This window comes from Shewanella maritima (genome assembly GCF_004295345.1).
GTDB classification, from domain to species: Bacteria; Pseudomonadota; Gammaproteobacteria; order Enterobacterales; family Shewanellaceae; genus Shewanella; species Shewanella maritima.
In genome coordinates, this window is sequence record NZ_CP036200.1 from 3,538,074 (window position 1) to 3,563,800 (window position 25,727).

A 25,727-nucleotide genomic window follows, 5' to 3' on the forward strand; every position below is an offset into this window, starting at 1 on the left:
ATGCACGTCGTTATTCATTTCGATGGTAAGTTTTGCGTAAGCAGTGGCTGATAAATTCTTGTTTGCTTAACGGTCGATAGAACAAGAAACCTTGGAAAAAATCACACTCAAGATCTTTGAGTGTTTGATATTGAGCCTGATTTTCTATCCCTTCTGCCACTACTTTTAAACCAATATTGTGTGCCATGGTAACTATGGCTCGTATTAACGCGTGACTTGATGGTGTTGTTTCTAGATTGGCGACAAACGAATGGTCGATTTTTATGATATCGATTTCAAGCTGCTGTAAGTATGAAAGCGATGAGTAGCCTACTCCAAAATCGTCGATAGCAAATTTAATTCCCTGCTGGCTGAGCAATTGCATTTGTTGCTGGATAGAAGTGCCTGGTGTCATTAAGGTGTTTTCGGTAACCTCGATTAAAATAGAGCCAGGCTTAATCGGGTTATTTGCCAAGGTTTGCAGCCAATTTCTTGCCCACTTTCCGCGTTCGTCAATTTCAAGTGGTGATGTATTGAGGCTAATTTGAATGTCGGTGTTAATTTGCTGCAGCTCTAAAGCATCGTTGATCACCTGATTAACGACCCATTGACCAATCTCTTTAATCAGCCCATATTCTTCCGCTAGAGGGATAAACTCGCTGGGACCCAACAAACCTTTGTCTGGGTGTTGCCACCTAAGCAGAGCTTCAGCTTTGGTGATTAGTGGCTCATTAGCTTTTAAGATTGGCTGATAATGCAGCGTTAGTTGTGAGTCGTAAATAGCTGTCTTTAAGTCTTCCACTAGCTGGCGTTTTTTAATAGCTTGTTCTTCAATGGAATAGCAGAAAAACTCAAAGCGGTTACGACCTTTGTTTTTCGCCAAATACATAGCTTGGTCTGCATGTTTGATTAATTCTTCTAGCGTATCGCCATCTTTTGGTGCAATGGTGATGCCGATGCTACCTGTAATCTGAATCCGTTCGCTTTTAATAACTATGGGATCCATCAGTGTTGTTTTTATCTGGTTCGCAATTTTAGTTAGCTGCTGCTTACTACAAACATCTTCGAGAATGATGGTAAATTCATCGCCGCCCAGTCGAGCTACAGTGTCATGCTCACGGACACAGTTCTTTAAACGTTTAGAAACCTGCTGCAACAATAAGTCGCCATAGTCATGGCCTAAGGTATCGTTAACTTCTTTAAAGCCGTCTAAATCAAGAAAGATAAGTGCGAAAAACTTGTCTTTGATGAGTAGCAACCCTTGTAATTTCTCATAAAAGTAACGCCGGTTCGGTAGACCTGTTAAACCGTCTTTGTAGGCTAATTCGAGTAACTGTTCATTAGCGGTTTCTAACTCTTCTGTACGCCTTTTCACCTTGGTTTCAAGGATATTATCCCTCTGTTCAATGGTTTTAAGCATGTCGTTAAATCGATTACTTAGCTGGCCGACCTCATCGTTGGGTAGCTCTTTGGCGCGCAGGCTGTAGTCATTTGAATGACTTACATCGTCAGCTACTTTAGCAAGGTGTAAAATTGGTTTGAGGAATCTACGCCGCAAAATTAACGACAGTAACAAACTCATCGCGAGCGTAAATATCAACAATCCCACCACAAAATAGCCATATACAGTGGCTTTATTAACGATGTAGCTGTCATCGGCAACAATAACCAAATAACCGTAGCGCCTGCCGTCGAGTACGAGCTCATGGGCGATAGTAGTCGTATCAATTAATTGATCGCGTATCGAATGACTGTCGTTACTGACGACTTTATTAGCACTGGCGAGTACATTGTGCTGAATGTCGGTGACTTGAATTGACACAATGTCGCTGCGTATAAGTATTGGGTCTATAAGTTCTTGTATAGCATCTTTATCATCGAACAATACGGCAGCGGTAATGGTTGGCGATAGAATTTCCTCAAGGGTATTCAGGCTATCAACTTGTTCTTGTTTAGCTGTGGTGTACTCATAAGCACTGAAGGTAAAGGTGATTATGACAATAGCTGTGATTGCCACACTCATTAAGATAAGCAGTAGCTTCTTGCCGATAGAGTTGAGTGCAAATATGTCTCCCATTGGCACTACCTCTCAACCACACGGCCAAGCCTAAGCACTTTTGAGCTCATGGATAGCCCTGATTGCTTGAGGTGTTTGGGGGAGATTTCGAAACGAATTTTACCACTTGCTAGAAAAAAACGTATGTGACCACCTTGCTTAATGAAATGCTCTGTTTCGCCGATGAACATAGTATTTTGGTGTTGCTGATGATTGATGGTTGGCCAATTTTCTTGAGTATTGGCGCTGACAAAAAACATGTCACACTGTTGTATCGATGCAGCAGAATGGGAAATCGTTTGGGTGGTGATCGGTTTGTGTTTTACGTTACGGTCACCGAGTACTCGGTTAGCTATAGCAATGAAGTTATGGTCCTGACTGCAAATGACAAAGTTGTCGCGCTCCGTAAATGATGAGCTCCAACGTCCATATAAGGCAAAGTTGTATAAAAAGCCTGCTTTAATAGCATATTCTTTGTCGCTGGCTTGTACTGAAGGTATGGCAGCGCCGCACATAAGGGTAATGGCCATAAGGTTGGTCACGAGCCGATTTAACTGGCGCCAAAGCATAATTTAAAAGTCCACCGCTAGTTTGCCAGTGATACTCTCGTCTATGTAGTTGGGGATGGTGTATGTCTCGTTGGTATTTTCAAATTCTAAATGGGTGTTAGCAATCAGGTTTTTGCCTATGAGAGAAAAGGTGATGTAGTCACTAATCGCCCAGTTCCAGGTAACATCTAATGCAGTGTAGTTATCAGTGTTATAGGCATTGCTTTGCTCATGTCTGAGTACGGCGAAAAGGTTTTGACCTGCAACATAGCGCCAATCTGCTTTAAAAAAGGTTTGTTTGCTGGTGGAGTTGCGCCCGATGGCGGGGAAGGTGTTAGCTTGCAGATCGTATTCAAAGTGGTTGTAGCTGTAGCCAAGTTCAGTGTTGAAGTTGTCTGATACTTGCCAGCTTACGCCAATATCGCCGCCATAGGTATTAAGTTCAGCATTAGATACCATGTCCAGGCTAATACTGGTTGAGCGCAGCGCATCAAGAGCATTGGCTAGCTGTCCTTGATTTAAATGATTGAAAAAGCTATCGAAAAGATGAACATCCGGCTCAATCGTCAGTACCGTCGCATCAGTAGATTGAGTGCGATATAACGATAAGTCTAACTGCCACTTATGATCACTGTAGCGATAACCTAACTCGTAAGAGGTGGATTTTTCAGAGTCTACTTGGTTATTGCCATTAAGAATGGTTCTGACTGCATAGTTGTCGATGAACTCAATCCCTGTTTCAGTAGGCAGAATACTCTTTACCTTAGTACCATTGATTACATAATTGTCATTGTATTCAATTAGCGCTGGGATACGGCTGGAGCGAGAAACGGAAGCCCAATATGTATGCCTAGGACTTGGGTGCCATAACATTCTCACTAATGGCTGATGCTCCCATTCGGTCAGCTCGTTATGCTCGCTACGAATACCTGCAATGAGTTTGAGTTGCTCCGGAATGATACTATATTGCGCCTGCACAAATCCGCCATATTGGTGCAGGGTGTTGAGTCTTGTATCACTAAAAATAAAAGGACTGTCGTTAAAGTTCACGTCGATAGCTCGGTAGATTAAGCCTAAATCGAATCTCAAGTCTTGGTAGAGAAAATTGAGTTGATAATCAGCATCGATGGATGTGAACTCTTCTTCTAAATAAATGTGTGAGCCTGTTTGTTCAAGCCAGGATAACTGGAGCATTTGGTTGGCTTGCGACGAGATACGGTTTTCAATTCGCCCCATCACGCGGATGTCTTTACGATTAAATTGACCACTAAGCGGAGTGTTTAAGTTTGTTTCATCAATTACACCGCGATAATTCTGACCATAGTCAGAGCGAGTATGATCAGTTTGAATAAACCCGGACCAACTGTCATTGATATTGACATCAAAGCGGGCGCCAAATGATGTTTGCTCTATGTTATCTACCGGCGGTAAATCAAGTGCAGTGGAAGACGGCTCACCGTCGCGCAGCTGGCCATAGACGCGATAACTCGCTTTTGATCCAATATCGCCACCATAACGAAAATTAGTTTGATAATTTGTCAAGCTACCTGTTGCCATATCCGCATATATGCCACGGGTGTCGAAACTGTTTTTGGTAATGATGTTAATCACGCCATTGGTTGCATTGCTGCCCCATAATAAGCCACCTTGACCGCGAATAACTTCAATGCGTTCAATGTCATATAAAGGGACATTGAGCGTTTCCCAATAAACCGCAGAAAATTTAGGCGTGTATAAGTTTTGGCCGTCAATCAGCACTAACATCTTGCTAGAAAAGCGTGAGGCAACACCACGACTCGTAATCGCCCATTGATTATTGTCGAGTTGACGTACGACTAGCCCCGGCACCATTTTAAGTGCTTCGGGTACCGATTGCGCCCCGGAGTGGGCGATGCGTTCATTGGTGAGCACGTAGATTGAGGCTGGTGTATTAAATGCTGTTTCGGCGCGTTTCATAGCTGATGTGGCTTGCACATCCATTGACATTAGCGACTCAATATCAAGAGCTGGCAGCAGATCGGCACCAACCACATTGCCATGATAACAAAGCGCTAAACTGCTTAGCGCAACGACAGTTTTAAACAATGAGCCTCCTGCTAGCTAAATCAATATCCAAAGGTTTATTTTTATCATCAATCCGTACAATAAAACCTAGTACATAAGCACTAAAGAGCGAAGATCTAGGCTAATAGATTATGCTTGCTCGTTTAAAAAGTGTACGGAAATGAAATAAGTCAGACTTTAGAATGATGGGCTTAGGAGAAGTAGTCGATCAAGTAATCTGGATATTGCTTAGTTGGGTGTTGATGTGGTTGAAGCTCCGGTGATGAAATTAGCTAAAGCCATGTTATCTATAAATATAGCATGGCCTGAACCACAGAATTATGAGAAATTATAGATCAAAGTGAGCTGCGTATGGGTCGTTGTTGGCATCGTTGATCCATTGATACTCTGTCAACCTTTGGATGCGTCTTGCTTCTTTGTCACCGTGAAGTTTAGCAACCCAATATAGGGCTGCGTCAGTGCCTGCTGATACACCGGATGAGGTGAGGAACTTACCATCATCTACCCAACGTGCCTTTGGTTGCCACACAATGTGTTCGTTGAGTGAGGTAACCCAAGGGTAAGCCATTTTATTGGTGGTGGCCTTTAAGCCATTCATAACCTTGGTTTTTGCGATAAGCGCAGTGCCGGTACAAATGGTGAAAACTGACTGACTCAATGCAACCTGACGCTCCATCCAGTTAATTAGTGCTGCGTCATTAACTAAGGTTCGTGTCCCCAAGCCGCCCGGAATAATGAACAAATCACACTCATACAAGGCGTTGGTCAAACAGTCGGCAACCACGCGCGGCCCTTGATAACTTCTTACTACATCTTTTGCTGCTACTAACTTAATTTCGGCATTTGGCATATGCCCTAGCATTTCGATTGGTCCATGAAGGTCAAGTGTTTCATAATCATCAAATACTAACGCTAGAATTCGGTATTTACCTGCTTGAAATAGTGGGGCTTGGCTAACTAAACCTGATTGTGGCTCCGCCAGAGCCGGAGATAACATGAAAGGAGCTGCACTGAGCCCAATGAGGCTAGTTTTTAGAAAATGGCGGCGAGAAGTCATAATAAAAGCTCATGTGAGTAATTTAGCTGAGCATTATATTGCACTGCTACTGCTAGAACCTTGATGTGAAGCGCTAAATCTAGAAAAAATTCGAGTTTTAAGGTTTTTTATCTGCTTCTATGTATGAAAAAGGCCAATCAACTGATTGGCCTTTGTATGTCACATGCGAACTGAGTTAGCGACGTCTTCTACGTCTTCTCATACGGCCTTCGCGATCCGCTTCAACCTCTTCCTCGTCGTGAAGTTCTTGAACGGGTTCATTTGCTGGTTGAGGGTCGTCTTCGCCAGTCGTCAACTGAGTGACATTGCTTTCGACTTGGCTATCCGACTTTTTTGCGTCACCTTTGAACACAGACTTTAAGATACCAGTAACACTAGACTTCTCTTCTTCAACTTGAGGCTCTTTAGCTTGTGGCTCTTCAGTAAATTCAATTTTGTCTATTTTAGCTTTAGCAGCTTTTTTAGGCGCTTCAGCTACAGGGTCAAGGCTAGCAGCATCTTTTGGACGCACTGCGACGTTGTCTAATGAAGCTGACTTAGGCTTTATCTCAGCGACATTGTCATGCAGGTCTGCAATATTGCTTACCGCTGATGGCGGTACAGATTGGCTTGCAAGTGATTCAGCCTCACGTTCTGCCACTCGTTTATCAAACTCTGCAACGACTTCATTAATTTCGGCCTTGGCAATACTAAGTGCGCTAGCTAACTCATCAAACGTCGCATGGAAGCCATCGTGCTTTTGCTCAAACGGCTTGATGTTACCTTTCACTTCGTCAGTTAAATTATTCGTTAGGCGCTTATAGATATTGATCTCTTGCTCAAGCTCGTACAGATAAGTCTTGGTAAACTTAACTACATCATCCATTGCTTCAAGCTTGGTAAATAATTCCTGCTTTTTCTCGGCAAAACCATCAATCATAGATTGCGGAATTTGCGCTGGTGGTGCCATTTCGGGCACTAGACCAGCAAATTCAGAAATTGAACCTACAGGTTTCCAGTGGGTAAAAGCTGGATTCCAACCGTAACAATCAGGTGCATTTTGAACAATGGCTTGTGCCTCTGCTTCAGAAATGGGACCTGTTACTTCACCATTTTTTGAAATAAACCATTTAGTCATAATCGTGACTCTTATATCAGGTTAACCAACATGAGCTAACTCAAGTGGTAAAAATATGTTCGAACTAATTATCTGAAACGCCAGCAAGGTTTTTCTGTAATGCCGCATACTGCTCATTTACACTGCGGAGGGTATTCTTCACTTGCTCGTTCAAGTTTTGCGTTGTGGTTTTACACTTGTTGGTATCACGGTCTAGATCGTTCAGAGAACCGTGAATAACCTGAAGTGTGCCTTCAATACGATTCAACGCAGAGTTTAGTTCTTGCTCTTTTGCCAACATTTTTTCAATCAGCTCTTGTGGCACATCGATTGGCGGAGGCGGTGGAGATACAGCGATATCGAATTCTTCGACGTCGCAAACTGGGATCCAATGAGCGTAAGATGGGTGCCATGCATAACTTTGAGGATTGGCTTTAATAAATTCATTTGAATCAGCTAATCCAAGCGGTCCACTTACCTCACCGTTATTTGAGAAATACCACTGTTTCATTGTCGACTCTTATCCTTAACTAGCATTTAGCTAACTTATTCCTATTAAATCAGATTGTTACGGTGCACTCGAAACAATTAGATTCTAGAGGCGTAGGCTGCACTGGCAGGGTAACGCAAATAGCACCGATACAATTTCGTTACATTAACTTAAATTTGTTCACATCGCTACACTTGTCATTAATTCAATTGAAATTTTTTAATGCAGTTTAAACTGCCTTAGCCTCGATCCCTTGATTAAAGGCGATCGCGCAGATCAATTTATTGGATCAAAAAATATAAAAACAGTGTTCTAAAAATGAATAAGTTATATAAACCCCGTGTGCGGGGCATTACATAGGATGGAATTAAATTCATCACAGCTTGTTATAAAGGATTAAAGTTTGTTCGGAAGGGATTTTATCCTCACTGGCGATCTTGACGATCTGTGCTCGAGCTGATCGCAGATCATTAAGTCATTTTCGCGATGTATTTATCTGTGGGAAGTCGAATGACATTTACGTGTTTGTATCAAGCTAAAATTATGAACTACGACTCAAGTCCTAGCCGTTGTAAATTACCACTTACAAAGACCTCTGCGAAACGGGGAGGTTTGCTAGGTGCTTGGCGCTGATTTGGGGGAAATAAATAGCTATGCTACTTGCGAATATAGATAGCTCTCTTTCTGGCGCTTCGATTTTAAGTGTTTGAATTTTAACACTTCAAAGACTTGCTTACATTTTATGGGATCGGGTTTTGATAAAATGTAGACAGACGTTTGAATGCTTGCTTAAATGGTCGGAGGTGTCTTTGATGTATTTGCTCTCCCTAAGAGGGGCGGTAGGGAAGTGAAGTTGAGACACACAGGACGTGAAGCCTTATTCGAATAACTTAGTCGCATTTTTACAATCAATAGTAATTGGGTGTAATGCAGCGGCGAGTGACGAAATACATCAAGGATAATAATAATGAAACTCAACAAACTCATGCTAGCCATCGGCGTAGCTACCGGGGTGTTTATTACCGGTTGTGGCGACGACACCACCTTCGAAAAATTCACTATCGATCCAAAACCAGAGCCAGAAGTCATTCCGCCACTACAGGCGTTTGATACTGATGGTACCCTTAACGCGACGATTCGCCGTACTAGTTATGGTGTGCCTCATATTGAAGCCGATAACCTGGAAAGCTTAGGTTTTGGTAGTGGTTACGCACAGGCTCAAGACAACCTGTGTATTTTGGCCGACAACTTTGTCAAAGCGAACTCTGAGCGCTCAATGTATTTTGGCCCTCATGCGTCAATTGACTTCACCACAGGTATGCCAACGGCGGAAGACAACGGCAACCTTATTTCAGATTTTGGCTACAAGGCGTTGAAAATTCGTCAGCTGGCTGAAGAGCAATATTCGCAATTTAGTTATAACTCGCGCGCGTTAATGGAAGGGTTTAGTGCTGGTTACAACCAGTACTTAGCTGATGTTGCCGCAGAAAAACAAGCGGCAGACCCATTCTGTGCTGGTCAGCCTTGGGTTAAACCGATTACCGGTGAAGATATTGCTACTTACCTGTTCTCAATTGCACTGCTGCCTGGCGCATCTAACTTCCTCGATTTGATTTTCTTTGCTAATCCTGGGGATGGATATGAATATCTGCCAAGAACAGTTGGCGCAGCAACAACCGCGCAATCAACAGCCTTCTTTACCGATATGCAGCGCGGCCTGGTTGATAGAGCATCGCGTATTACCACACCGGAGTTAAATAAAGGCGATCTTGGCTCAAATGGTTGGGGTCTTGGTAAAGATAAAACAGAAAACGGCATGGGCATGGTGCTGGGTAATCCTCACTTCCCACACACAGGTAACCTGCGTTTCTGGCAATCACATTTAACTATTCCAAATCAGATAGATGTTATGGGCGGCTCACTTGTAGGTATGCCTGGTTTGGTTAACATCGGCTTTAACAAAGACGTTGCCTGGACTCACACCTTCTCGACCGCAGAGCATTTTGTGATGTACAACCTCACATTGGCTGAGGGTGACCGAATGACTTATTTGGTGGACGGTAAGCCAATGCCAATCACCAAAGAGACAGTTTCAATTGTGGTTAATGGTGGCCCTGCTGGCATGTTAACGGTGGAGAAAGACATCTACACCACAGCCAAAGGTCCTATCGTTGAAGCGCCAGCGAATGTTGCGCCATTTGGTTGGGATGACAATCAAGCCTTTATGGTGCAAGACGTTAATATGGCGAACAAAGATCCACTGGATCATTGGTTAGCGATGAACCGTGCATCAAATAAAGATGAGTTCCAACAAGCCTTTAAAGACTTTGATGGGGTGATCTTCAACAACACCATGTACGCCGATAAAGAAGGTAATACTTTTTATATCGATGACTCAACTGTACCAGGCCTATCTGAAGTAGCAGTTGCTCAGTTAAAAACTAACCCTGAGATCATTGCCATTAAGCAAATGGCTGGCTTTACGGTATTGCCAGGAAGCTTGTCGATGTTTGCCTTTGATGGACCGACACCTTATGAGCGGGCACCTAAGCTTGAGCGCAGTGACTTTGTACAGAACTCAAATAATTCGTTCTGGTCGACTAACCTAGAAGCACCATTAGAAGGTTACTCACCTATGTATGGTGTGGAGCGTGGACAGCTATCAATGCGTACCCGCTTAGGTTTGAAGCTGCTTGAAGATGCTGCAGGTGACGATGGCAAGTTTAACCTTGATGAGCTTGAAGCTGCGGTGCTCAATAACCGCGCTTATTTACCAGAAATGGTACTTACTGACTTAATTGCTCAGTGTGAAGCGCAAGGCGATACACCAGTGGATGTTGCAACTGGCGTGAGCAAAGATATCAGCGGCGCATGCAACGCACTGAAAATGTGGAATGGTGTGCAAGATAATGACAGCAAAGCTGGCGCACTTATTCGTGAGTTTGCTCACCAGTTTAGTCAGTCGAACATGCTAACTGTGCCATTTGATTACACTATGGCGGCAACGACGCCTAACACTTTAACCACAGATGGCAGTGCATTAGTGGCATTAGCGCGTGCAGCATTGAACGTTGAAGCCGCTGGCTTTGCATTAGATGCGCCACTGGGTGAGGTGCAGTTTGTCGAGGCGTCTCTGCCAACAGGTGAAGCCTCTGGTGCCAAGTTACCTTGGCCTGGTACTCACAATGCTGAAGGCGGCTTTAACGTATTTTCAACCAGTACAAGTGGAGATGATACGCTTATTCCACAGCATGCCTATACTCGTGTAGTCGACCCTGTATCTGGCACAAATTTACGTTCAGGAATGACCGAAGAGGGCTACCATATTCGTTACGGCTCAAGCTGGATGATGGCGGTAAGTTTTACTGAAGAAGGTCCAAAAGCACGCGGTATTTTGACTTATTCCCAGTCAGGTAACGTGCTTAGCGAAAACGCTAGTGACCAGACTCAGCTGTACTCAAGCCAAAAGCAGTTCCACCCTATGTTGTTCACTGAAGCAGAAATTGCTGCAGATGTAGAATCAACAGTTGAACTGTCGATGGTTAAAGCTCAATAGGTGACTAACCTCAATAGATAGCTGAACGCCATAGATAACTAGAGTCCACAGCTGTCTGTTAGCTAAACTGACAAATGAGTGATTTGAAGCCCGCATTATGCGGGCTTTTTACTTTGAGTTACTGCTGAGCTTATTGCATGTGTTTTACCATTATCGGAAGAAATAACTGGCTACCAAACTACTTGAGCCTTTTTAAGGGTGATTAATCTACAAAAAGCGCTCGATTTAGCATGTTAAACAGGCTTGTTGATGGTAAAACTGTTTAACTCTTCTGGCTGCGCACTTTTGTTTTAGTCAAAAATAGTGCATAAAGATGATGCTCTACGTGTGCATTACAAACTGTTACGTTTTGCTTTTTAATAAATTACAAAGGCTTATACAGTTGTTGTTGCACTTGTATCAGTTTTTACTTGAGCGAGTTTTTAGTCTGTCTTTATTATAAATGTTACAGGCGAGTAACAGCTGCGGCTAACTATTTGTAAACGCGGCCTTTACATACTTGTCTCAGAATTTATCGGCTAGCCGGTAATTAAATGTCATAGCTTAAAATAATAACAATAATCCCAAGGAGAGCGGATGACTCTGGCTCAATACCAAATTGGCCCTTGCACCCTAGATACAAATCTTTTGCTGCTTAGCTGTAATGAGTTGCAGCAAAAACTCCCCGCAAAAGTGTGTGAACTACTCCAGCTTTTTCTGACCAGTGAAGAGAATATTGTTTCACGAGCTGATGCTATTGAGCAGATCTGGGCTGGGAATCAAGGCGTTGGCGAAAAGGGGTTTACCAACTCGGTTTGGGTTATTCGTAAAGCGTTTAAAGATCTAGGTGTCGAAGACGAAGTTTTTCTTACCTTGCCCAAAGTGGGCTATCAATTGTTGCTGAGCAACCAAGCGCTAAACAGTGTAGCAACGATTAATACTGAGACAAAACCGCAAGCAGGCCGCCAAGCGAAGCCTTGGTTGTGGCCAGGTGTCGTCGTCTTGTTAATCATGGTGATTGTGGCTCAGGCTTTTTGGCCTAAGGATCCGCAAGCGCCAGTAAAAGTGCAAACTAACACGGTAAAACAAAGCAAAGTCACTAACTACGAAGGTGTTGAAGAGCATATTGCCGTTTCGCATTCTGGGCAGTATTTAGCGATGCAGTGGCGCGCTGGAGAGCAGCTAGGCAAGATCTATATTCAAGACCTTACCCAGCAACAAGCCCCGCTTAATCAAATAACTTTAGGTGAACATGAAGAGGCCTCACCAGCTTGGTCTTTGTCGGATAGTAAGCTGGCCTATGTGCGCATTGATGACGCTGGTAGCTGCGAGGTGAGGGTACGCCATTTACAAAATAATACCGATACCCTAGTCGCAAGCGATTGTTTTTACTTGCCGTTTAAGCGGGTATTAACCTGGTCAAGTCATGATGATGACACCTTGATTTACGCGAAGCAGTTAGCAGACAGAGTTGCACTCTTTGCCTACTCAGAGCTAACTGGGCAGTCGCAGCAGGTGAGCTTTCCTGCTGAAAACGAAGTCGATTTTGCTCCCCACGAATTAGCTAGCCAAAACCGTTTTGCATTTATACGCGAGAAAAGTGCCTCAATGCAGATGAGCCTACTAGTGCAAAATGGCGCTAAAGTAAAAACGCCAATCACTGATGATGAAAAGCAGCAAAGCCTGACGCCACTCATTCAAAATCGGGTGACCATCGTCGACTTTGATTATGACGTTAGCGAGCAAGTGTTCTACGTTAATTACCTAGATGGCGGTGAGTTATTATTGTCGAAAATCGGCCTTGATGGTGAATTGTTACAATCAATACCCCATAGCGGCATGCCGAGTAATCTGAGTTTTGACCAAGCCAAACAAACCTTGTTTAGCAGTCAACATATTTCCAAAGAGTACATAGCTCAGGTGAAGCTTGCCGATAAACAAACCATCAATACCATTTCATCATCTTCACGCGACATGTACGCGCGCTTTTCCAAACAAACTCAAGATGTGCTGTTTTTGTCGAACCGCGCCCAGCTTTGGGCTGTATGGAAAAACAATGGTGCCAGTAGCATTAATCTAACCAAGGATATGGGCAATGCTGGCGTGCCCAGTGTGTCACCCACATCGTCGCAATTTGCCGTCAGCATTAATAAAGATAATGACCAAACCTTGTATCTGGGTGATATCAATAGCGCGATTTTTACCCCAGTTGATACCCAAGGGGTGACAGCTGAGAACTTGTCATGGTCTAGCGACGGTAACACCTTGTATTTTAAAGGCACCAAAGCTGGCGAAAATGCGATCTATGCATACAATATCGCCACCAAGCAACAAACGGTGGTGCTTGAAGGTGAGGGCAATTACGCACTCGAAGGTGAAGCACCGCATATTTTGTATTTGTCTAAATTTAACCAAAATGGCATCTGGCGTTTTGACCGCAACACTTCACAGCTTACCCGAATTACTGATGCGTTAACCAAGTACGATTTTGGCTCATTTTTCTACCAAGATGGTTATGTTTATTTTGTGATGCGAACAAATGAGCATGACAAAATTGAGCGTATTTCGTTAAGCGGCGAGCAGCAAACCGTGTTAAGTTTTTCTGCTAACACCATACGCAAGTTCTATGGCTTATCACCCGCCGATGGAGGGTCTATTTTGCTGACTTTAAAGGTGGCAAATGAGGCTGATGTAATGAAATACCCATTAGCGAACGATTAATTTAATTTTACGTAAGCTAATGATTGTTATGGTAATAGATTTTTAAAAGAGGTCAAAAAGATATCTAAAGATTAAAAACTGAGTATTATCTGAGCTTTATCAGATTGAGCCCCATTTCGCTCAAGGTTATTAATTGTGACAGCTTTGTTAACGAGGCTGAAAAACAACTATAACGACAAGGAATGGAAATGAAATTCAAACACTGTACTCTCGCGATGTGCGTTTCAGCCGCACTCATGACGACCGCATTTTCCACTCAGGTTGATGCGACTGTTTCGACAGATGTAAAACCGGCATATGGCCAACAACAAGCGCTAAGAACCGCGTACACTTTTTATCTTAATGATGTGTCTATGCTTGCGAGTGAAACCCAAGCCAAGGCTAGCTTGGCGCAGGTTCAAAAGCAGCAGCAAGCCTTTTTTGATGCGGTAAACCAGATTGACGGTAATGCCAAACTGGTGTCTAGCTCTCGCCTGTTAGCCAACATAGTTACCATTGAATTAAACCCAGAAAATCTGCCGGCAGTTCAAGCGTTAACCGACGTTAAGTACACCTTTAAAGCTGCAGAAACCGTGGTGTTGGGAAGCAGTAAAAGCACTGATTTAATGAGCAATCAGGCGGTGTTAAGTGCAACCCAATCAGCGCAAATGAGTGAAGCAGGTGATGTAGCTAAGTTAGCGCCATACACAGGTAGCGAAACCGCGGGTAATGGTGTCAGTGTTGCGATTATTTCCACTGGTATTGATTACACCTTAGCCGAGTTCGGCGGCTCTGGTGAATATGGTGATACCTCAGATCCTGAAGTGCCACCAGCAAAAGGCACCTACATGGATGCGCTAGTAAATGGCGCGATTGAATATGATGGCTTCCCGACTGCTGTTGTCACAGGTGGCTGGGATTTTGCGGGTGAAAACTGGGGTAACGATGCCAACCCAATCGATCAAAACTACCAGTATGAAAGCTGGAATGGTTGGGTGTTCCCAACGGGGTTAGGTACTGAGATTGCCAGTATCGTCCACCAGCTTGCGCCTGGCGCTGAGCTACATGCTTACAAAGTAGCAAATGTGTCTCCTGCGAGCTGGGACCCAGACACTCTTGAAGTACAAGTGCCGACCATGGAAAAAATCATCATGGCACTTGAGCATGCACTTGACCCTAACCAAGATGGCGATATGTCAGACCGTCTGGATATCAGTTTGATTGATGCGGGCGGCGCAGGAGCGTTTTTTGATATTGACGGTAACGCTGGTCCTGGCCTGATGCAGCTGATGATTGAAAAAGCCGCGGGTCAAGGTATGACTATCGTGACTCACGCGGGTAATGGTGCTGAGTACTCAACATTTGGGATGGCAGAGGCTAAACACCGCAGCTGGATTTCATACGAAGGTAGCCCAACATCAGCCATTACGGTTGGTGGCGTTGAGCTGCAAGATGGCAATACAGTCGTCCCAGCCTGGGCACCAATGGGGCCAGTACGCGGCTCACAAGCTTTAAAGCCTGAAATTGTCACTCACACCAATGATGTGCCTGTGGTCAAAATCTCTAATGAAGACCCAGATGCGCCGCGCATGAGCACTCGCTCAGATATTCTATCGGGCGCTGCGAAAATTGCGGCGGCTGCGGCAGTGATTAAGAGTCACCATCCATCATTTGGCCCAACTGAAATCAAAGCCATGTTGGCTAATACCGCGGTAAATGACGGTATCTTACGTACTGACGGTACAACCACCGCTGAGCTGCTATCTGTGGGCCATGGTGTAGAAGATGTTGCAGCTGCAGTGGCGTCGCCAGTAGTGATGTGGGAGTCAAGCAGTCATCAGCCATACATACAATTTGGTATGCACGAAGTGGATGAGCAAAAAGTCATTCATAAGAAAGTAACCATTAAGAATGTGTCAGATACTGCGCAAACCTACGCCGTTGAATTTAATCCATTTGGTGACAAAGCCGCGCAAGATGCGATTACCGTAAACCTGCCTCAATCAGTGAGCATTCCTGCAAATGCGACTGTGGTTGTGGATGTCACCTTGACCATTGATGGCACCATGCTCCCGCGCTGGCCGCTATTTATGACTCAAGATCACACAGATGAAAACCTGACGGCGACAGAGCTAAACGGCTACTTACAGTTTACCGCTGAAGGTAAACCTCCACTAAAACTTGGCTGGATGGTGCAAGCGCGTAACAGCACTAAAATCAGCAAAAAGCCGATGGCTAAAGAGTTTCCAGAGTACTTAGGTTGGAATTCAGATCTGGGGCAAACTGAGTGGTCACATTTTGACTGGGCACGCAGCCTATACCCTGACAACCAGTATGGTGACCCTCATTATCAGGCGTTTGCCGCCTCTTTTACCAACAACTCACAAACGGAAACGACCTTTCAAGCTTTCCCACTTTGGATCAAGAAAGACATGGAACCAGAGGGAAAAGAAGAGGTCGCTGGTCATAAAATCCGCGCAGTAGGTGGCGGTATTTATGATGATGCTATGTGTGGCGAAACCGGTAAGAAACTCGTGGTTGCAGTTAACTTTTTTCAGCCTGCACAAATGGCGACAGCCAATTACAGCGATAAAATCGGTCCGCTGCTGTTCTTCTACGATTTATTTTACGAGCAGTTAGTCCGCGATAATGGCTGGGATGAGAGCTTTCTAGGCGCTTACATTTACGATGAAGCAATGATAGTTAACCAACCTTTTGTAGCCCTAAATGACAGTGGTCAGCCAACGACTTTCTTTATCGACTACAACAAGGCGTTTGACCCGGCAAACCGCAATGGTCGTTACACTGAATCAAGCGTGCCGACTTACTTTACCAACAATGGCCGCAACATTGTGTCTCAGTTATGTGTTGAAGACTTATTCCACCATGACCTAGACAGCGTGGAAGACTTTGACCAAAACTTTGGTTTCCATATCGAGACTGACCGTGATGCGGGTATCGATAAAGGGGACGGCCTGATTATGGTTAACCCACTACGCAAAGGTTACTACACCTCAGAAACTCAGTGCTTCACTGACTGGTTTGGTAACGAATACTGTGAAGATGTGGTGACCGATAAGTCAGTTAATGTTGGTTTCGCCAGAAAGTCAGACGGTGATGATGTATCAAGCTTAACCTTCTCGCATCAAATTACCGTGGCACCAGGTGAGGAAGTGTATATCGCATCAGCTTCTGCACCAGAGGTTTGGGGTGGCCCAGTCGGTGAGCCCGATAAAGCCTTTATGGTGATGAGTAGCAATGATGACTTCTTCCAGTTTGGTGTTAATGGCTACCGTGATGCAGACGGTAACGTGATTGCTAAAGTAGTCGACAACCAAATGTTTATGGTTGAGGAAAACGCCGCCGCTGGCACTGTGGTTGGTGAACTTGAGTTAGAAACATCAGGTTTCTTTGCTATTAACGGTGATTCGACCGAAGACTTCGAGTTAATGATTGTGAACTCACTTCCGGGCACACCATTTGCGATTAACCAGGTAACCCATGAGCTATATGTGGTTAACCCTGACGCATTGGATTATGAAGCCCAGCAAAGCTATGACATCAAGTTGCTAGCTAAGAGTGGTAATACTATTGGTGAAACTGCAGTCGTCACAGTAAACGTTGGCAACATCAATGATGTCATGCCAACTCTAAACTCTGCGGTTGCTGATGCGATTAGCGTACCAGCGCTTAGCTTTAATCAAGGCGAGAGCGCAAGCTTTAGTGTTGATATTGCAGGCCTGTTTACTGACGTTGAAGGTGATGCGCTGAGTTACTCGGTAATGGGTGATGGCTTTAAGTCATTGAGCCTAGACGGGATGATGGTCATGGGTGAAGTGGAAGCGTCTGGTAACTATCAATTTACTGTTACCGCTTCTGATGGCGAGCATGAAGTGAGCCATAGCGTTGATGTGGCAGCAGAAATGATTGCCACTGACGATGACTCTGGCAGCAGCCTAGGTTGGTTGTCATTGTTAATTGCAGGCTTTATTGGTCTACGTCGCCGCGCCTAGCGCTTATTGGGAAAGCCCACCTGGGCTTTCCCTTTTTATTAAGGAAATCAAATGAAATTAAGTCGCATTAATTTGGTTATGGGCCTTGCTATGTCAGCGATGTCGGCAAATGTGATCGCCGATGACGCCAGCCCAATCCACACAGTTATTCCGGGTAAAGAAAAACTAAAACAAGTACAAAACGATAAAACCCGCAGTGACAATTTATATTTTATTCGCTTTAACGATGAGCCATTAGCTACTTATCGCGGCGATATTATGGGTTTAGCCGCCACGCAAATGAGCAAAGGCAGCAACACCACTAAAGCTGGTACATTGGATGTAAAATCTGCTGCGAGCGTAAGTTACAGCCGCTATTTAGCCAATAAACAGCAAACTATTTCTTCTCGATTAGGCAAAAAACTAAAGCGTAGTTTAGACATTAAACATAGCTATCAAATTGTGCTGAATGCTGTTGCTGTTGAGCTAAGCGCTGAAGAAGCGCTGCTTATTGCCAACGATGCGGATGTTGCCAGCGTAGAGCCTGTGGGCATGCATCAATTACATACTTCATCAGGGCCAGAATTTATTGGTGCTAAGCAGGTTTGGCAGGGCGCTAATGGCAACTTAGCCACTCAAGGTGAAGGTGTGATTGTGGGTATTATTGATACCGGCATTAACGCAACCCATCCGTCTTTTGCTGCGGTTGGTGTTGATGGTTATGAGCATGTCAACCCATTAGGTGAAGGCCAATATCTGGGAGATTGCCAAACCTTTGCTAAGTTTTGTAACGATAAACTGATTGGTATTGTCAGTTACCCAGAGATTGTCGATAACCGCCCTGAAATTGTTGGTCAAGGTTATGCAGATATCGAAGAAAAAGTACAAATAGGCTATGACTTCAATGGTCACGGCTCTCACGTTGCCTCAACCGCTGCGGGCAACATAGTTAAAGACGTTAACTATTATCTTGCAGTGGAAGACGAGCAAGGCGTTATCTCTGGGCCTAGTGGCTTTGTATTTGATGACATTAGCGGTGTTGCACCTCACGCTAATATCGTGTCATATCAGGTATGTACTTATAACGGTGCTTGTTATCCAGAGCTTGCCATTCGCGCAGTTGAACATGCGATTACTCATGGCGTTAACGTACTTAACTACTCTGTGGGTGGCTCAGCGAGAGACCCTTGGAGCTCAGCTGACAGCGTAGCGTTTTTAAATGCACGTGAAGCAGGGATTCATGTGGCAACCTCAGCTGGTAACTCGGGCCCTAATGCGCAGACGATTGGCTCGCCGGGTAACTCACCTTGGATCACCACAGTTGCCGCTTATACTCACGATCGCGGCTTTAGCGAAAAGCAATTATCTGACTTTGTCGGCGGCGATACTAAACCAGCAGCATTAACGGGCAAGGGCGCAACAGCGGCCTATACTGCAAGCGTTGTTAACGCTGCTGATTTTGGTGATGGTCAGTGTTTAACACCGTTTGAAGCGGGCACCTTTGACGGCGAAATCGTGGTGTGTGAGCGCGGCGATATTGCTAGGGTTCGTAAAGGTAAAAACGTGCTCGATGGCGGCGCAGGCGGCCTTATCTTAATCAATGTGGCTGGCGGCGCAGAGTCAATTGATTCAGACCACCATTTGCTGCCGGCAATCCACCTATCGGCAACTGACGGTCAAACTGTCGTTGACTGGCTAGCTGCTGGTGAAGGTCATCAGGCTACCATTGGCGATTCACAGCTGATTAAAGATCCAGAGCTAGGCGATATCGCTGGTGTATTCACATCACGTGGCCCTAACTTGCCTTATCCAAACATCTTTGCGCCAGATATTGCCGCGCCAGGTGTCGATATTTACGCTGCTAATGCTGAAGATAGACCATTTACTGAAACAGGTGGCGGCACGCCTTATGTCACTATGTCTGGTACTTCTATGTCTAGTCCTCATGTTGCGGGTGCACTAGCGCTGATTCATGCGTCTCAACCTGATTGGAGCCCTGCGCAAGTGCAGTCAGCGGTCATGTCGACTGCGCATCAGATGACATATAAGGATGATGAATATTCTGGCACAAAACAGCGCTCAGATTTCTTCGACCAAGGTGCGGGTAGTATCCGTATTGCCGATGCCATTAACGCAGGTTTAGTACTTGATATCAGCAAGCAAGAATACGTTGATGCCAACCCAGAAGATGGCGGTGATCCAAGTGCACTAAATAGTACATCTATGGTGCAAAGTGAGTGTGTGTCTAGCTGCACATGGACACGTACAGTGACGGCAGTTAAAGCAAGTAGCTGGAGTGCAAGTTATGAGTACCTCACACCTGGCTTTGACCTAACTGTATCGCCAGCAAGCTTTAGTTTGGCCGCAGGTGAGTCGCAAGAGTTAACCATTACCGCAGCGGCAAACATTGAGTTAGCTGACGAGTGGGTACATGGCTATGTAAAACTTACTAATGCCGATACCTCAATGAGCGACACTCATCTGCAAGCTACCGTTGGTTTTAAAGCGGGCAAGCTAGTTGAGATAATGACGGCTGAGCTTAACAATGTAGACAATCAAGTAGTGATTAAAGATGTGACTACATCGGGTACCAATGACTTACAAACTAAAGGTTTCGGTTTCTTCCCAGCGGTTGAATATCCGGGCGACGCTGTTGCATCAAGTACTAGTGATGAGCGTGAGTCGCCATGGAATAACCTAGACACCATTCACTCTGTGGGTGTTGTGGTTAAGCCTTACACTAAGCGCCTGATTGCTGAAATTACGTCATCTACCGCGCCAGATATGGATTTATATGTCGGTATTGATGAAAACGGTGATGGTCAGCCAGATGCATGGGAAGTCTACTACTCATTACTGTGTATCAGTGGTCAGGTGGACTCGAATGAATTGTGCGTGATAGAAACGCCTGCTACGGGTAACTACTGGATTTTCGCCCATAACTATCAAGGTAGTGTTGATGGTGAGAGTGACGATGTGACACTGCGTATCACTCAGGTCGCATACACCTACAATGAAAGCTTTGATATCGACGCGCCAACCAGTGTTGCTCAAGATGAAGCCTTTGACGTCACCCTGACGGTGAATGGTTATTTAGATGACAACGAGCAGCTCGAAGTAATGCAAGAAGGTGAGGTGTATTACGGCTTACTAGAGCTAGGCACCACAGCAAATCTTAAGCGCAACGTGGGTGCAACGTTAATCAAAGTGGAAGCTAAAGCCCCAGTTGAAGTCACACCAAATCAAGCACCTGTGTTGGCAAATGCTATTGCCGATGCCGAGCTTGAGTTAGATGATAATGGCGCTGCGACCATGACTATGGATCTGGCTAACGTGTTTAGCGATCCTGACGGTGATGCGTTAACGCTTTCAGTCGCAGGCCATGACGGTGCAAACATTGATGGCACAATGTTGACCTTATCTGTAGACGCCGCTGCGACTGTTACCCTGACAGTGACCGCATCAGATGGCGAATTAACGGTAAGTGAAAGCTTTGATGTGGTGGTGAGTGAAGCGCCAGCGCCTGCTGACCCAACACCTGAACCGGAGCCAACACCATCTTCAGACAGTGGTGGTGCGCTAGGCTATTTCGCTGCGCTATTGATGCTAGTCGCTGCGAGTCGCAGACGCTTACTAAAGGTTGCAATGGCTAGCTAATTTAGCTGTTTGCTCAATTAGCGCTTGTTACAAAGCAGCTTTCAATAGAGAGCTGTTTTCAATAAAAAAGTGTTCAGTCCATTTGGATGTGTTTGGCCCGCCTAGCGGGCCTTTTTTGTTTAATCAACCGTCACTTGCGCATTTTGAACTGTGATATTGCCGCTAATGGTTTCTACGCTTAGCTTGCCATCTCCGCTGCCGGCAACAAAGTTAAGCTCTGAACTTGGCAAATACTTAGGCTTAACTGGCTTATCTTCTGTCAGCTTGTTACGGATCTTTCCACCTGGGCCGCCAGCAATAGACACTTGCATGGATGGCATAGTCGAAAAGCCGATACTAAGGTTACCGCTGACGCTTTCAATATGGCCTTTACGCAAGCTGTCTGAGAAACCAAGCTCAACATCGCCGCTAACCGTCACCACCTTCACTTTTCCTACATCGCTAAATTGGCCGCGAATATCGCCTGATACGGTTTCAACAGTGGCTTTGGTTGCTTTGCTGCTGGCAATAAGGTCTCCACTGACTAGGCGATAGCTAATTTTGCCCATGCTATTTATGTCTTTAATGTTGCCAGACACGCTTTCTAGCTCTAGCTTGCCCTGGGTATTTTGGCTATTAATGTGTCCAGATACTGTGGTTAGCTCGGTATCGCCGCTAATTTTTTTCGCCTCGATGTTGCCGCTCACCACCTCGAGTTCCACTTTTCCTTGCAAATCATTAAGTGAATAGTTTGCCGATACGCCTTCGGCTTCAAGCTGCAATTCATTGGGCACTTTAATGATCAGATTTGAGCCTTGCTTGTTATTGCCTTGATACTGCTTTGGCATTTTATCTTCAATTTCAATGTTGTTGCCGCGTTGCTTAAATATCAGACCTTCTGATAGCTCATCCAAGGTGCCGGTTACTGATACTTCATTTTTGTCCCAACCGATAATTTGCACACTGCCGCGCTGTACTTGCACATCAATATTCGGTGAGCCACTGACAGCAACTTGCTTTGAAACCTGCTCTTCGCTGTAAGCGTTGAAGCTTAGAGTCGCGGCGATAACAAGGCCTGCTTTAATTGCGCTGGTTAAGTTATTGGCAAGCGGCATAGCCTTATTTGCTAGTAAATGAGTGCTTAGCTTCATATTGAGGTTCCTTGAGTCTGTTGCTGAAAGTAATGTTGAGATTGTTGTCTTTGTTGTTTGAGTAGTCGTAATTCTCTTTGTTGTAACCAAAGCCACAGTTGCCACAACTGTTGATTAGCAGGGCTTTGTTCTAGGGCCTTTTGAGTTTGCTCAGCGGCGAGTCTTAACTCACTAAGCCCTTGTATCAATGCGCTATCTTGCCAACTTACACTTTGAATATAATGCTCCAGCGTGCTGACCTGCTGTTGGTGCGTCTTAGCAATGGCGTGGATTTCATCGACTAGCTCGGCATGATTAACTGGCTCAACATAATTAACAGGTTCGGAAATAACAGCAGTTGAGTCTTCCACTGGTGCAGGTGCATTGGTATCAATCAACTGCCAGGTGAGTAAACACACGCAAGCAAAGCTGGCGGCGATAGCCAGTGGTTGCCAAAACTGACTGTCGCTATTGTCTGTTTGCGTATGGCTGGTTTGTCTACAATCAGTGAGCTCGGGCTCAATAGCGCGCCATAAATCGCGCTGGGGTTTAATGTCGCTCGGTGCCGAGTCAATAAGCGACTGCAAATCGATTTGACCATTGTTGCCATTTGTTGGTGACGTGCTGGAGTCATTGCTGCTAACGTTGTTTTCATTCGTGACAGTCTTTTCATTTATGACAGGGTTTTCACTCATGACAGCATCTCCTTTAATAGTTGTTTGGCTTTAAAATACTGGTTTTTACTGGTGCCCACGGCTATTCCAAGCAGCTTGGCAATTTCATCGTGCTGGTAGCCCTCAAGCGCGGCTAGCACAAACACCATGCGCATGCGCTCAGGCAGTCGCACAATCAACTTATCTAGTTGGTGGTACTCAGTGCTACTAGTGTGTTCATCAGCAAAAGCTTGATCTTGCTGATTTAACTGCTCATGGGATACAAACCGTTGCCAAAAGCTCTTTTGTGCCTTAATGCTGTTGATCGCCTGACGCACACACAAACGATGCAGCCAGGTACTAAACTCACTGTTACCCTCAAACTGCGCCAGCTTATGCCAAAGGCGAACAAAGCACTCCTGCGTAATATCTTCAGCCACACTTGCTTGCCCTGCCATGCGCAAGCAGATGGCATACACCCGGCCATGATGGCGCAAGTACAAGCTATGGAATGCGTGTTTGTCTCCTTGGCGTGCCAGCGCGACAAGCTCAGGGTCTGACATTGGGCTGTTAATAGTGGTGTCCTTTTTGATAACGGTTTCCTTGTTTAACTAATTAGACACAAGCAGGTTGAAAATGGTTTATGCAAAAAATTTGTTTTTGATTTTTTTCGTAAAATTGAAAGCCAACTATAATTTACATGCTGGGTTTAACACTAACGAATAGCGATGGCAGATAGTGCTTGCCGCCAGCTAAGGTTTTGATATTGTGTTGAGTAGCAACTCATTAACATATCATTAGTAAATACCTGATTTTACTATTTAGAAATCTAAATAGTTGCCGTTATAAAGGCTAACCCTTTTTATCGCAGCACCTGTAAGGAGCTAAGAATGCTGATAAGAACAAAACTAATAGCTAACGCAACAGTGTCTTTAGTGGCCGTACTAGCAATGTTTTTTCTGCAAACCTTCACCACTTCGACTTTAGAAGATCTTGGCACAGTGACCGAAGACATCTTAAGTATCGAAAAAGAAGTATTGGAACTGCGTAAAGAAGAAAAAGACTTTCTTGCACGCTTAGATATGGAATATGTCGAGGCCCACCAAAAGAACTTTGACGATATTATGGGCTTTATTGGGCATGTAGATGAGGCGATGGAAGATCGCGGTATGCCGACCAATGAGCTCAAGAGCTTAGCGCAAAGCGTGCGGGTTTATCACTCCTACTTTAATGAACTGGTCGCCATGAAGCAGGTGATCGGTTTCACGCCTAAAACCGGCCTTTATGGCACTCTACGTTCTGCAGTGCACGGAGTCGAGGAAATACTAAAGCAGCATCAGCAAGACAGTTTGTCAGTGATGATGTTGCAGCTAAGACGTAACGAAAAAGACTTTATGTTGCGCCGTGATGCTAAATACATTCAGCGCTTTAATGGCAATATTGAGGCTTTTAGTGCCGCAGTTGATGCATCAGACTTAGATTACAGCGTTAAAAACAATCTCAAAGCAAAAATAGCCCAGTATCGTACTGACTTTAATAACTTAACGGATAATGAAATCAAGCTAGGGTTAACCGAAAATGACGGCAAGCTGGGTCAGCTACGTGAGGCCATTTTCCAAACAGATGCTGTTATTAAGAGTCTGCGTGAAAAAACTATCGTTGAGGTTGACTCGGCGATTGATAGCGCATTTTATACGAGTCTTATTGCCTTCCTGTTAATTGCGATTACCTTAGGCTCAGTGACCTATTACATTATTCTCAATATCATTCGTCCAGTTGAAGATATTACCGAGGTGATAACGCAAATCGAAATCGACAAAGATTTGTCTCTGCGTTGCGATGAGAGCGGCAACGATGAACTTTCACGCATTGCTCAGCATTTTAATGCTATGGTCGCCTCGTTCCAGCACCTTATTGAGCAGGTGAATGATTCTGTAGTAGCGATGAACCATTCTTGTCATGAGCTTTCTGACAATGCGAATCAAGCGTCAGAAGGTGTGTTACGTCAGCTAAATGAAACCGATATGGTGGCCACCGCGGTAACCGAAATGGGGGCAACTATTGAGGAAATTGCTAAAAATACTGAGCTTGCTGCGCAAAAGGCTGGGCAAACCCACGACAACGCTCAGGTTGGTCAAACAGGCGTCAAGCAAACAATTGATAAGATTGAACTGTTAGCCAAACAGCTTAATGACTCATCGCAAGTGGTGTCTGATCTTGAAAGCGACAGTGAAACCATTGGTAGTGTGTTAGATGTGATCCGAGGTATCGCTGAGCAAACCAACTTGTTAGCGCTAAATGCGGCAATTGAGGCCGCCCGTGCGGGTGAGCAGGGGCGTGGTTTTGCGGTGGTTGCTGATGAAGTTCGTAATCTTGCAATGCGCACTCAAGAATCTACAGAAGAGATCTCAGGCATTATTAGTAATTTGCAAAGCCGCACCCAAGCCATTGTGCGTTTGATGGAAACAAGTCAGCAGCAGGGCACCGAGAGTGCACAAGAGGCTGCTAGTGCCGGTGATTTACTGCAGCAGATTAACGAAGACGTGACCAATATTATGGATATGAGCACTCAGATAGCCGCGGCGATTGAAGAGCAGTCAGCGGTGGCTGCTGAGGTAAATAAGAATGTGGTGGTGATCCGTGATATTGCAGAGGCGTCATCACATGCAGCTGAAGAAAATGCCGCATCTTCTGATGATGTCCGTCAGCGTGCAGATGGTCTGCAGCAGGCAGTTAGCCAGTTTAAGGTGTAGCTTTATGAGTCTTTAACTTGGCAGTATTTACCCATTAA

The 25,727-nt window shown here is 44.9% G+C and carries 14 protein-coding genes; 5 read left to right on the plus strand and 9 right to left on the minus strand.

Features of this window, described 5'->3' with window-relative positions:
* Positions 1-10 precede the first annotated feature (10 nt).
* The 6 genes from EXU30_RS15035 to EXU30_RS15060 form a co-directional block, all read right to left on the minus strand.
* Complete coding sequence (locus tag EXU30_RS15035; protein ID WP_130601367.1) at positions 11-2,056, minus strand: putative bifunctional diguanylate cyclase/phosphodiesterase; 2,046 nt, start codon at positions 2,054-2,056, stop codon at positions 11-13.
* Between the two features lie 5 nt (positions 2,057-2,061).
* The gene (locus EXU30_RS15040) at positions 2,062-2,565 is read right to left on the minus strand and encodes a YfiR family protein (RefSeq protein WP_242620235.1); all 504 of its coding nucleotides are present in this window, start codon (positions 2,563-2,565) and stop codon (positions 2,062-2,064) included.
* A 42-nt stretch (positions 2,566-2,607) separates the two neighbouring features.
* Positions 2,608-4,668, minus strand: coding sequence for a TonB-dependent receptor plug domain-containing protein (locus EXU30_RS15045; protein ID WP_242620236.1), 2,061 nt, complete (start codon positions 4,666-4,668; stop codon positions 2,608-2,610).
* 307 nt (positions 4,669-4,975) lie between these two features.
* Positions 4,976-5,644, minus strand: coding sequence for a DJ-1/PfpI family protein (locus EXU30_RS15050; RefSeq protein WP_130601369.1), 669 nt, complete (start codon positions 5,642-5,644; stop codon positions 4,976-4,978).
* Positions 5,645-5,879: 235 nt separating this feature from the next.
* Positions 5,880-6,821, minus strand: a complete 942-nt coding sequence (locus tag EXU30_RS15055) for a DUF4339 domain-containing protein (RefSeq protein WP_130601371.1) — start codon at positions 6,819-6,821, stop codon at positions 5,880-5,882.
* A 64-nt stretch (positions 6,822-6,885) separates the two neighbouring features.
* On the minus strand, positions 6,886-7,311 hold the full coding sequence (locus EXU30_RS15060) for a DUF4339 domain-containing protein (protein ID WP_130601373.1): 426 nt from the start codon (positions 7,309-7,311) through the stop codon (positions 6,886-6,888).
* 946 nt (positions 7,312-8,257) lie between these two features.
* On the opposite strand from EXU30_RS15060, the gene EXU30_RS15065 reads away from it, so the two are divergent.
* The 4 genes from EXU30_RS15065 to EXU30_RS15080 all read left to right on the plus strand — a co-directional run bounded on the left by EXU30_RS15065 (position 8,258) and on the right by EXU30_RS15080 (position 21,174).
* Positions 8,258-10,846, plus strand: a complete 2,589-nt coding sequence (locus tag EXU30_RS15065) for an acylase (RefSeq protein WP_130601375.1) — start codon at positions 8,258-8,260, stop codon at positions 10,844-10,846.
* Positions 10,847-11,422: 576 nt separating this feature from the next.
* Positions 11,423-13,546 (plus strand): DUF5050 domain-containing protein, encoded by a 2,124-nt coding sequence (locus EXU30_RS15070; protein ID WP_130601377.1) that lies wholly within the window; start codon positions 11,423-11,425, stop codon positions 13,544-13,546.
* A gap of 188 nt (positions 13,547-13,734) precedes the next feature.
* A complete protein-coding gene (locus EXU30_RS15075; RefSeq protein ID WP_165399030.1) occupies positions 13,735-17,538 on the plus strand; it encodes a S8 family serine peptidase in 3,804 nt (1,267 codons plus the stop codon).
* A gap of 51 nt (positions 17,539-17,589) precedes the next feature.
* Entirely contained in the window at positions 17,590-21,174 is a 3,585-nt protein-coding gene (locus tag EXU30_RS15080) for a S8 family peptidase (RefSeq protein ID WP_130601381.1), read from the plus strand.
* Between the two features lie 119 nt (positions 21,175-21,293).
* On the opposite strand, the gene EXU30_RS15085 is transcribed toward EXU30_RS15080, so the two are convergent.
* The 3 genes from EXU30_RS15085 to EXU30_RS15095 are packed head-to-tail and all read right to left on the minus strand — an operon-like array spanning position 21,294 to position 23,499.
* Entirely contained in the window at positions 21,294-22,304 is a 1,011-nt protein-coding gene (locus EXU30_RS15085; RefSeq protein ID WP_242620237.1) for a DUF4097 family beta strand repeat-containing protein, read from the minus strand.
* On the minus strand, positions 22,301-22,978 hold the full coding sequence (locus tag EXU30_RS15090) for a hypothetical protein (RefSeq protein WP_130601383.1): 678 nt from the start codon (positions 22,976-22,978) through the stop codon (positions 22,301-22,303). The genes EXU30_RS15085 and EXU30_RS15090 overlap by 4 nt, the downstream gene beginning before the upstream one ends.
* Entirely contained in the window at positions 22,975-23,499 is a 525-nt protein-coding gene (locus tag EXU30_RS15095) for an RNA polymerase sigma factor (protein WP_130601385.1), read from the minus strand. Before EXU30_RS15095 ends, EXU30_RS15090 begins: the two co-directional genes overlap by 4 nt.
* Positions 23,500-23,826: 327 nt before the next feature.
* Here EXU30_RS15095 and EXU30_RS15100 point away from each other — a divergent pair, with 327 nt between their 5' ends.
* On the plus strand, positions 23,827-25,689 hold the full coding sequence (locus EXU30_RS15100) for a methyl-accepting chemotaxis protein (protein ID WP_130601387.1): 1,863 nt from the start codon (positions 23,827-23,829) through the stop codon (positions 25,687-25,689).
* Positions 25,690-25,727: the final 38 nt, after the last annotated feature.

What these genes read in the sequence shown, in the direction of transcription:
- EXU30_RS15075 (WP_165399030.1), top strand. Translation starts at nt 13,735, where the DNA reads ATGAAATTCAAACACTGTACTCTCGCGATGTGCGTTTCAGCCGCACTC.
- EXU30_RS15060 (WP_130601373.1), bottom strand. Translation starts at nt 7,311, where the DNA reads ATGAAACAGTGGTATTTCTCAAATAACGGTGAGGTAAGTGGACCGCTT.
- EXU30_RS15085 (WP_242620237.1), bottom strand. Translation starts at nt 22,304, where the DNA reads ATGAAGCTAAGCACTCATTTACTAGCAAATAAGGCTATGCCGCTTGCC.
- EXU30_RS15040 (WP_242620235.1), bottom strand. Translation starts at nt 2,565, where the DNA reads ATGGCCATTACCCTTATGTGCGGCGCTGCCATACCTTCAGTACAAGCC.
- EXU30_RS15100 (WP_130601387.1), top strand. Translation starts at nt 23,827, where the DNA reads ATGCTGATAAGAACAAAACTAATAGCTAACGCAACAGTGTCTTTAGTG.
- EXU30_RS15070 (WP_130601377.1), top strand. Translation starts at nt 11,423, where the DNA reads ATGACTCTGGCTCAATACCAAATTGGCCCTTGCACCCTAGATACAAAT.
- EXU30_RS15050 (WP_130601369.1), bottom strand. Translation starts at nt 5,644, where the DNA reads ATGTTATCTCCGGCTCTGGCGGAGCCACAATCAGGTTTAGTTAGCCAA.
- EXU30_RS15065 (WP_130601375.1), top strand. Translation starts at nt 8,258, where the DNA reads ATGAAACTCAACAAACTCATGCTAGCCATCGGCGTAGCTACCGGGGTG.
- EXU30_RS15095 (WP_130601385.1), bottom strand. Translation starts at nt 23,499, where the DNA reads ATGTCAGACCCTGAGCTTGTCGCGCTGGCACGCCAAGGAGACAAACAC.
- EXU30_RS15090 (WP_130601383.1), bottom strand. Translation starts at nt 22,978, where the DNA reads ATGAGTGAAAACCCTGTCATAAATGAAAAGACTGTCACGAATGAAAAC.
- EXU30_RS15055 (WP_130601371.1), bottom strand. Translation starts at nt 6,821, where the DNA reads ATGACTAAATGGTTTATTTCAAAAAATGGTGAAGTAACAGGTCCCATT.
- EXU30_RS15035 (WP_130601367.1), bottom strand. Translation starts at nt 2,056, where the DNA reads ATGGGAGACATATTTGCACTCAACTCTATCGGCAAGAAGCTACTGCTT.
- EXU30_RS15080 (WP_130601381.1), top strand. Translation starts at nt 17,590, where the DNA reads ATGAAATTAAGTCGCATTAATTTGGTTATGGGCCTTGCTATGTCAGCG.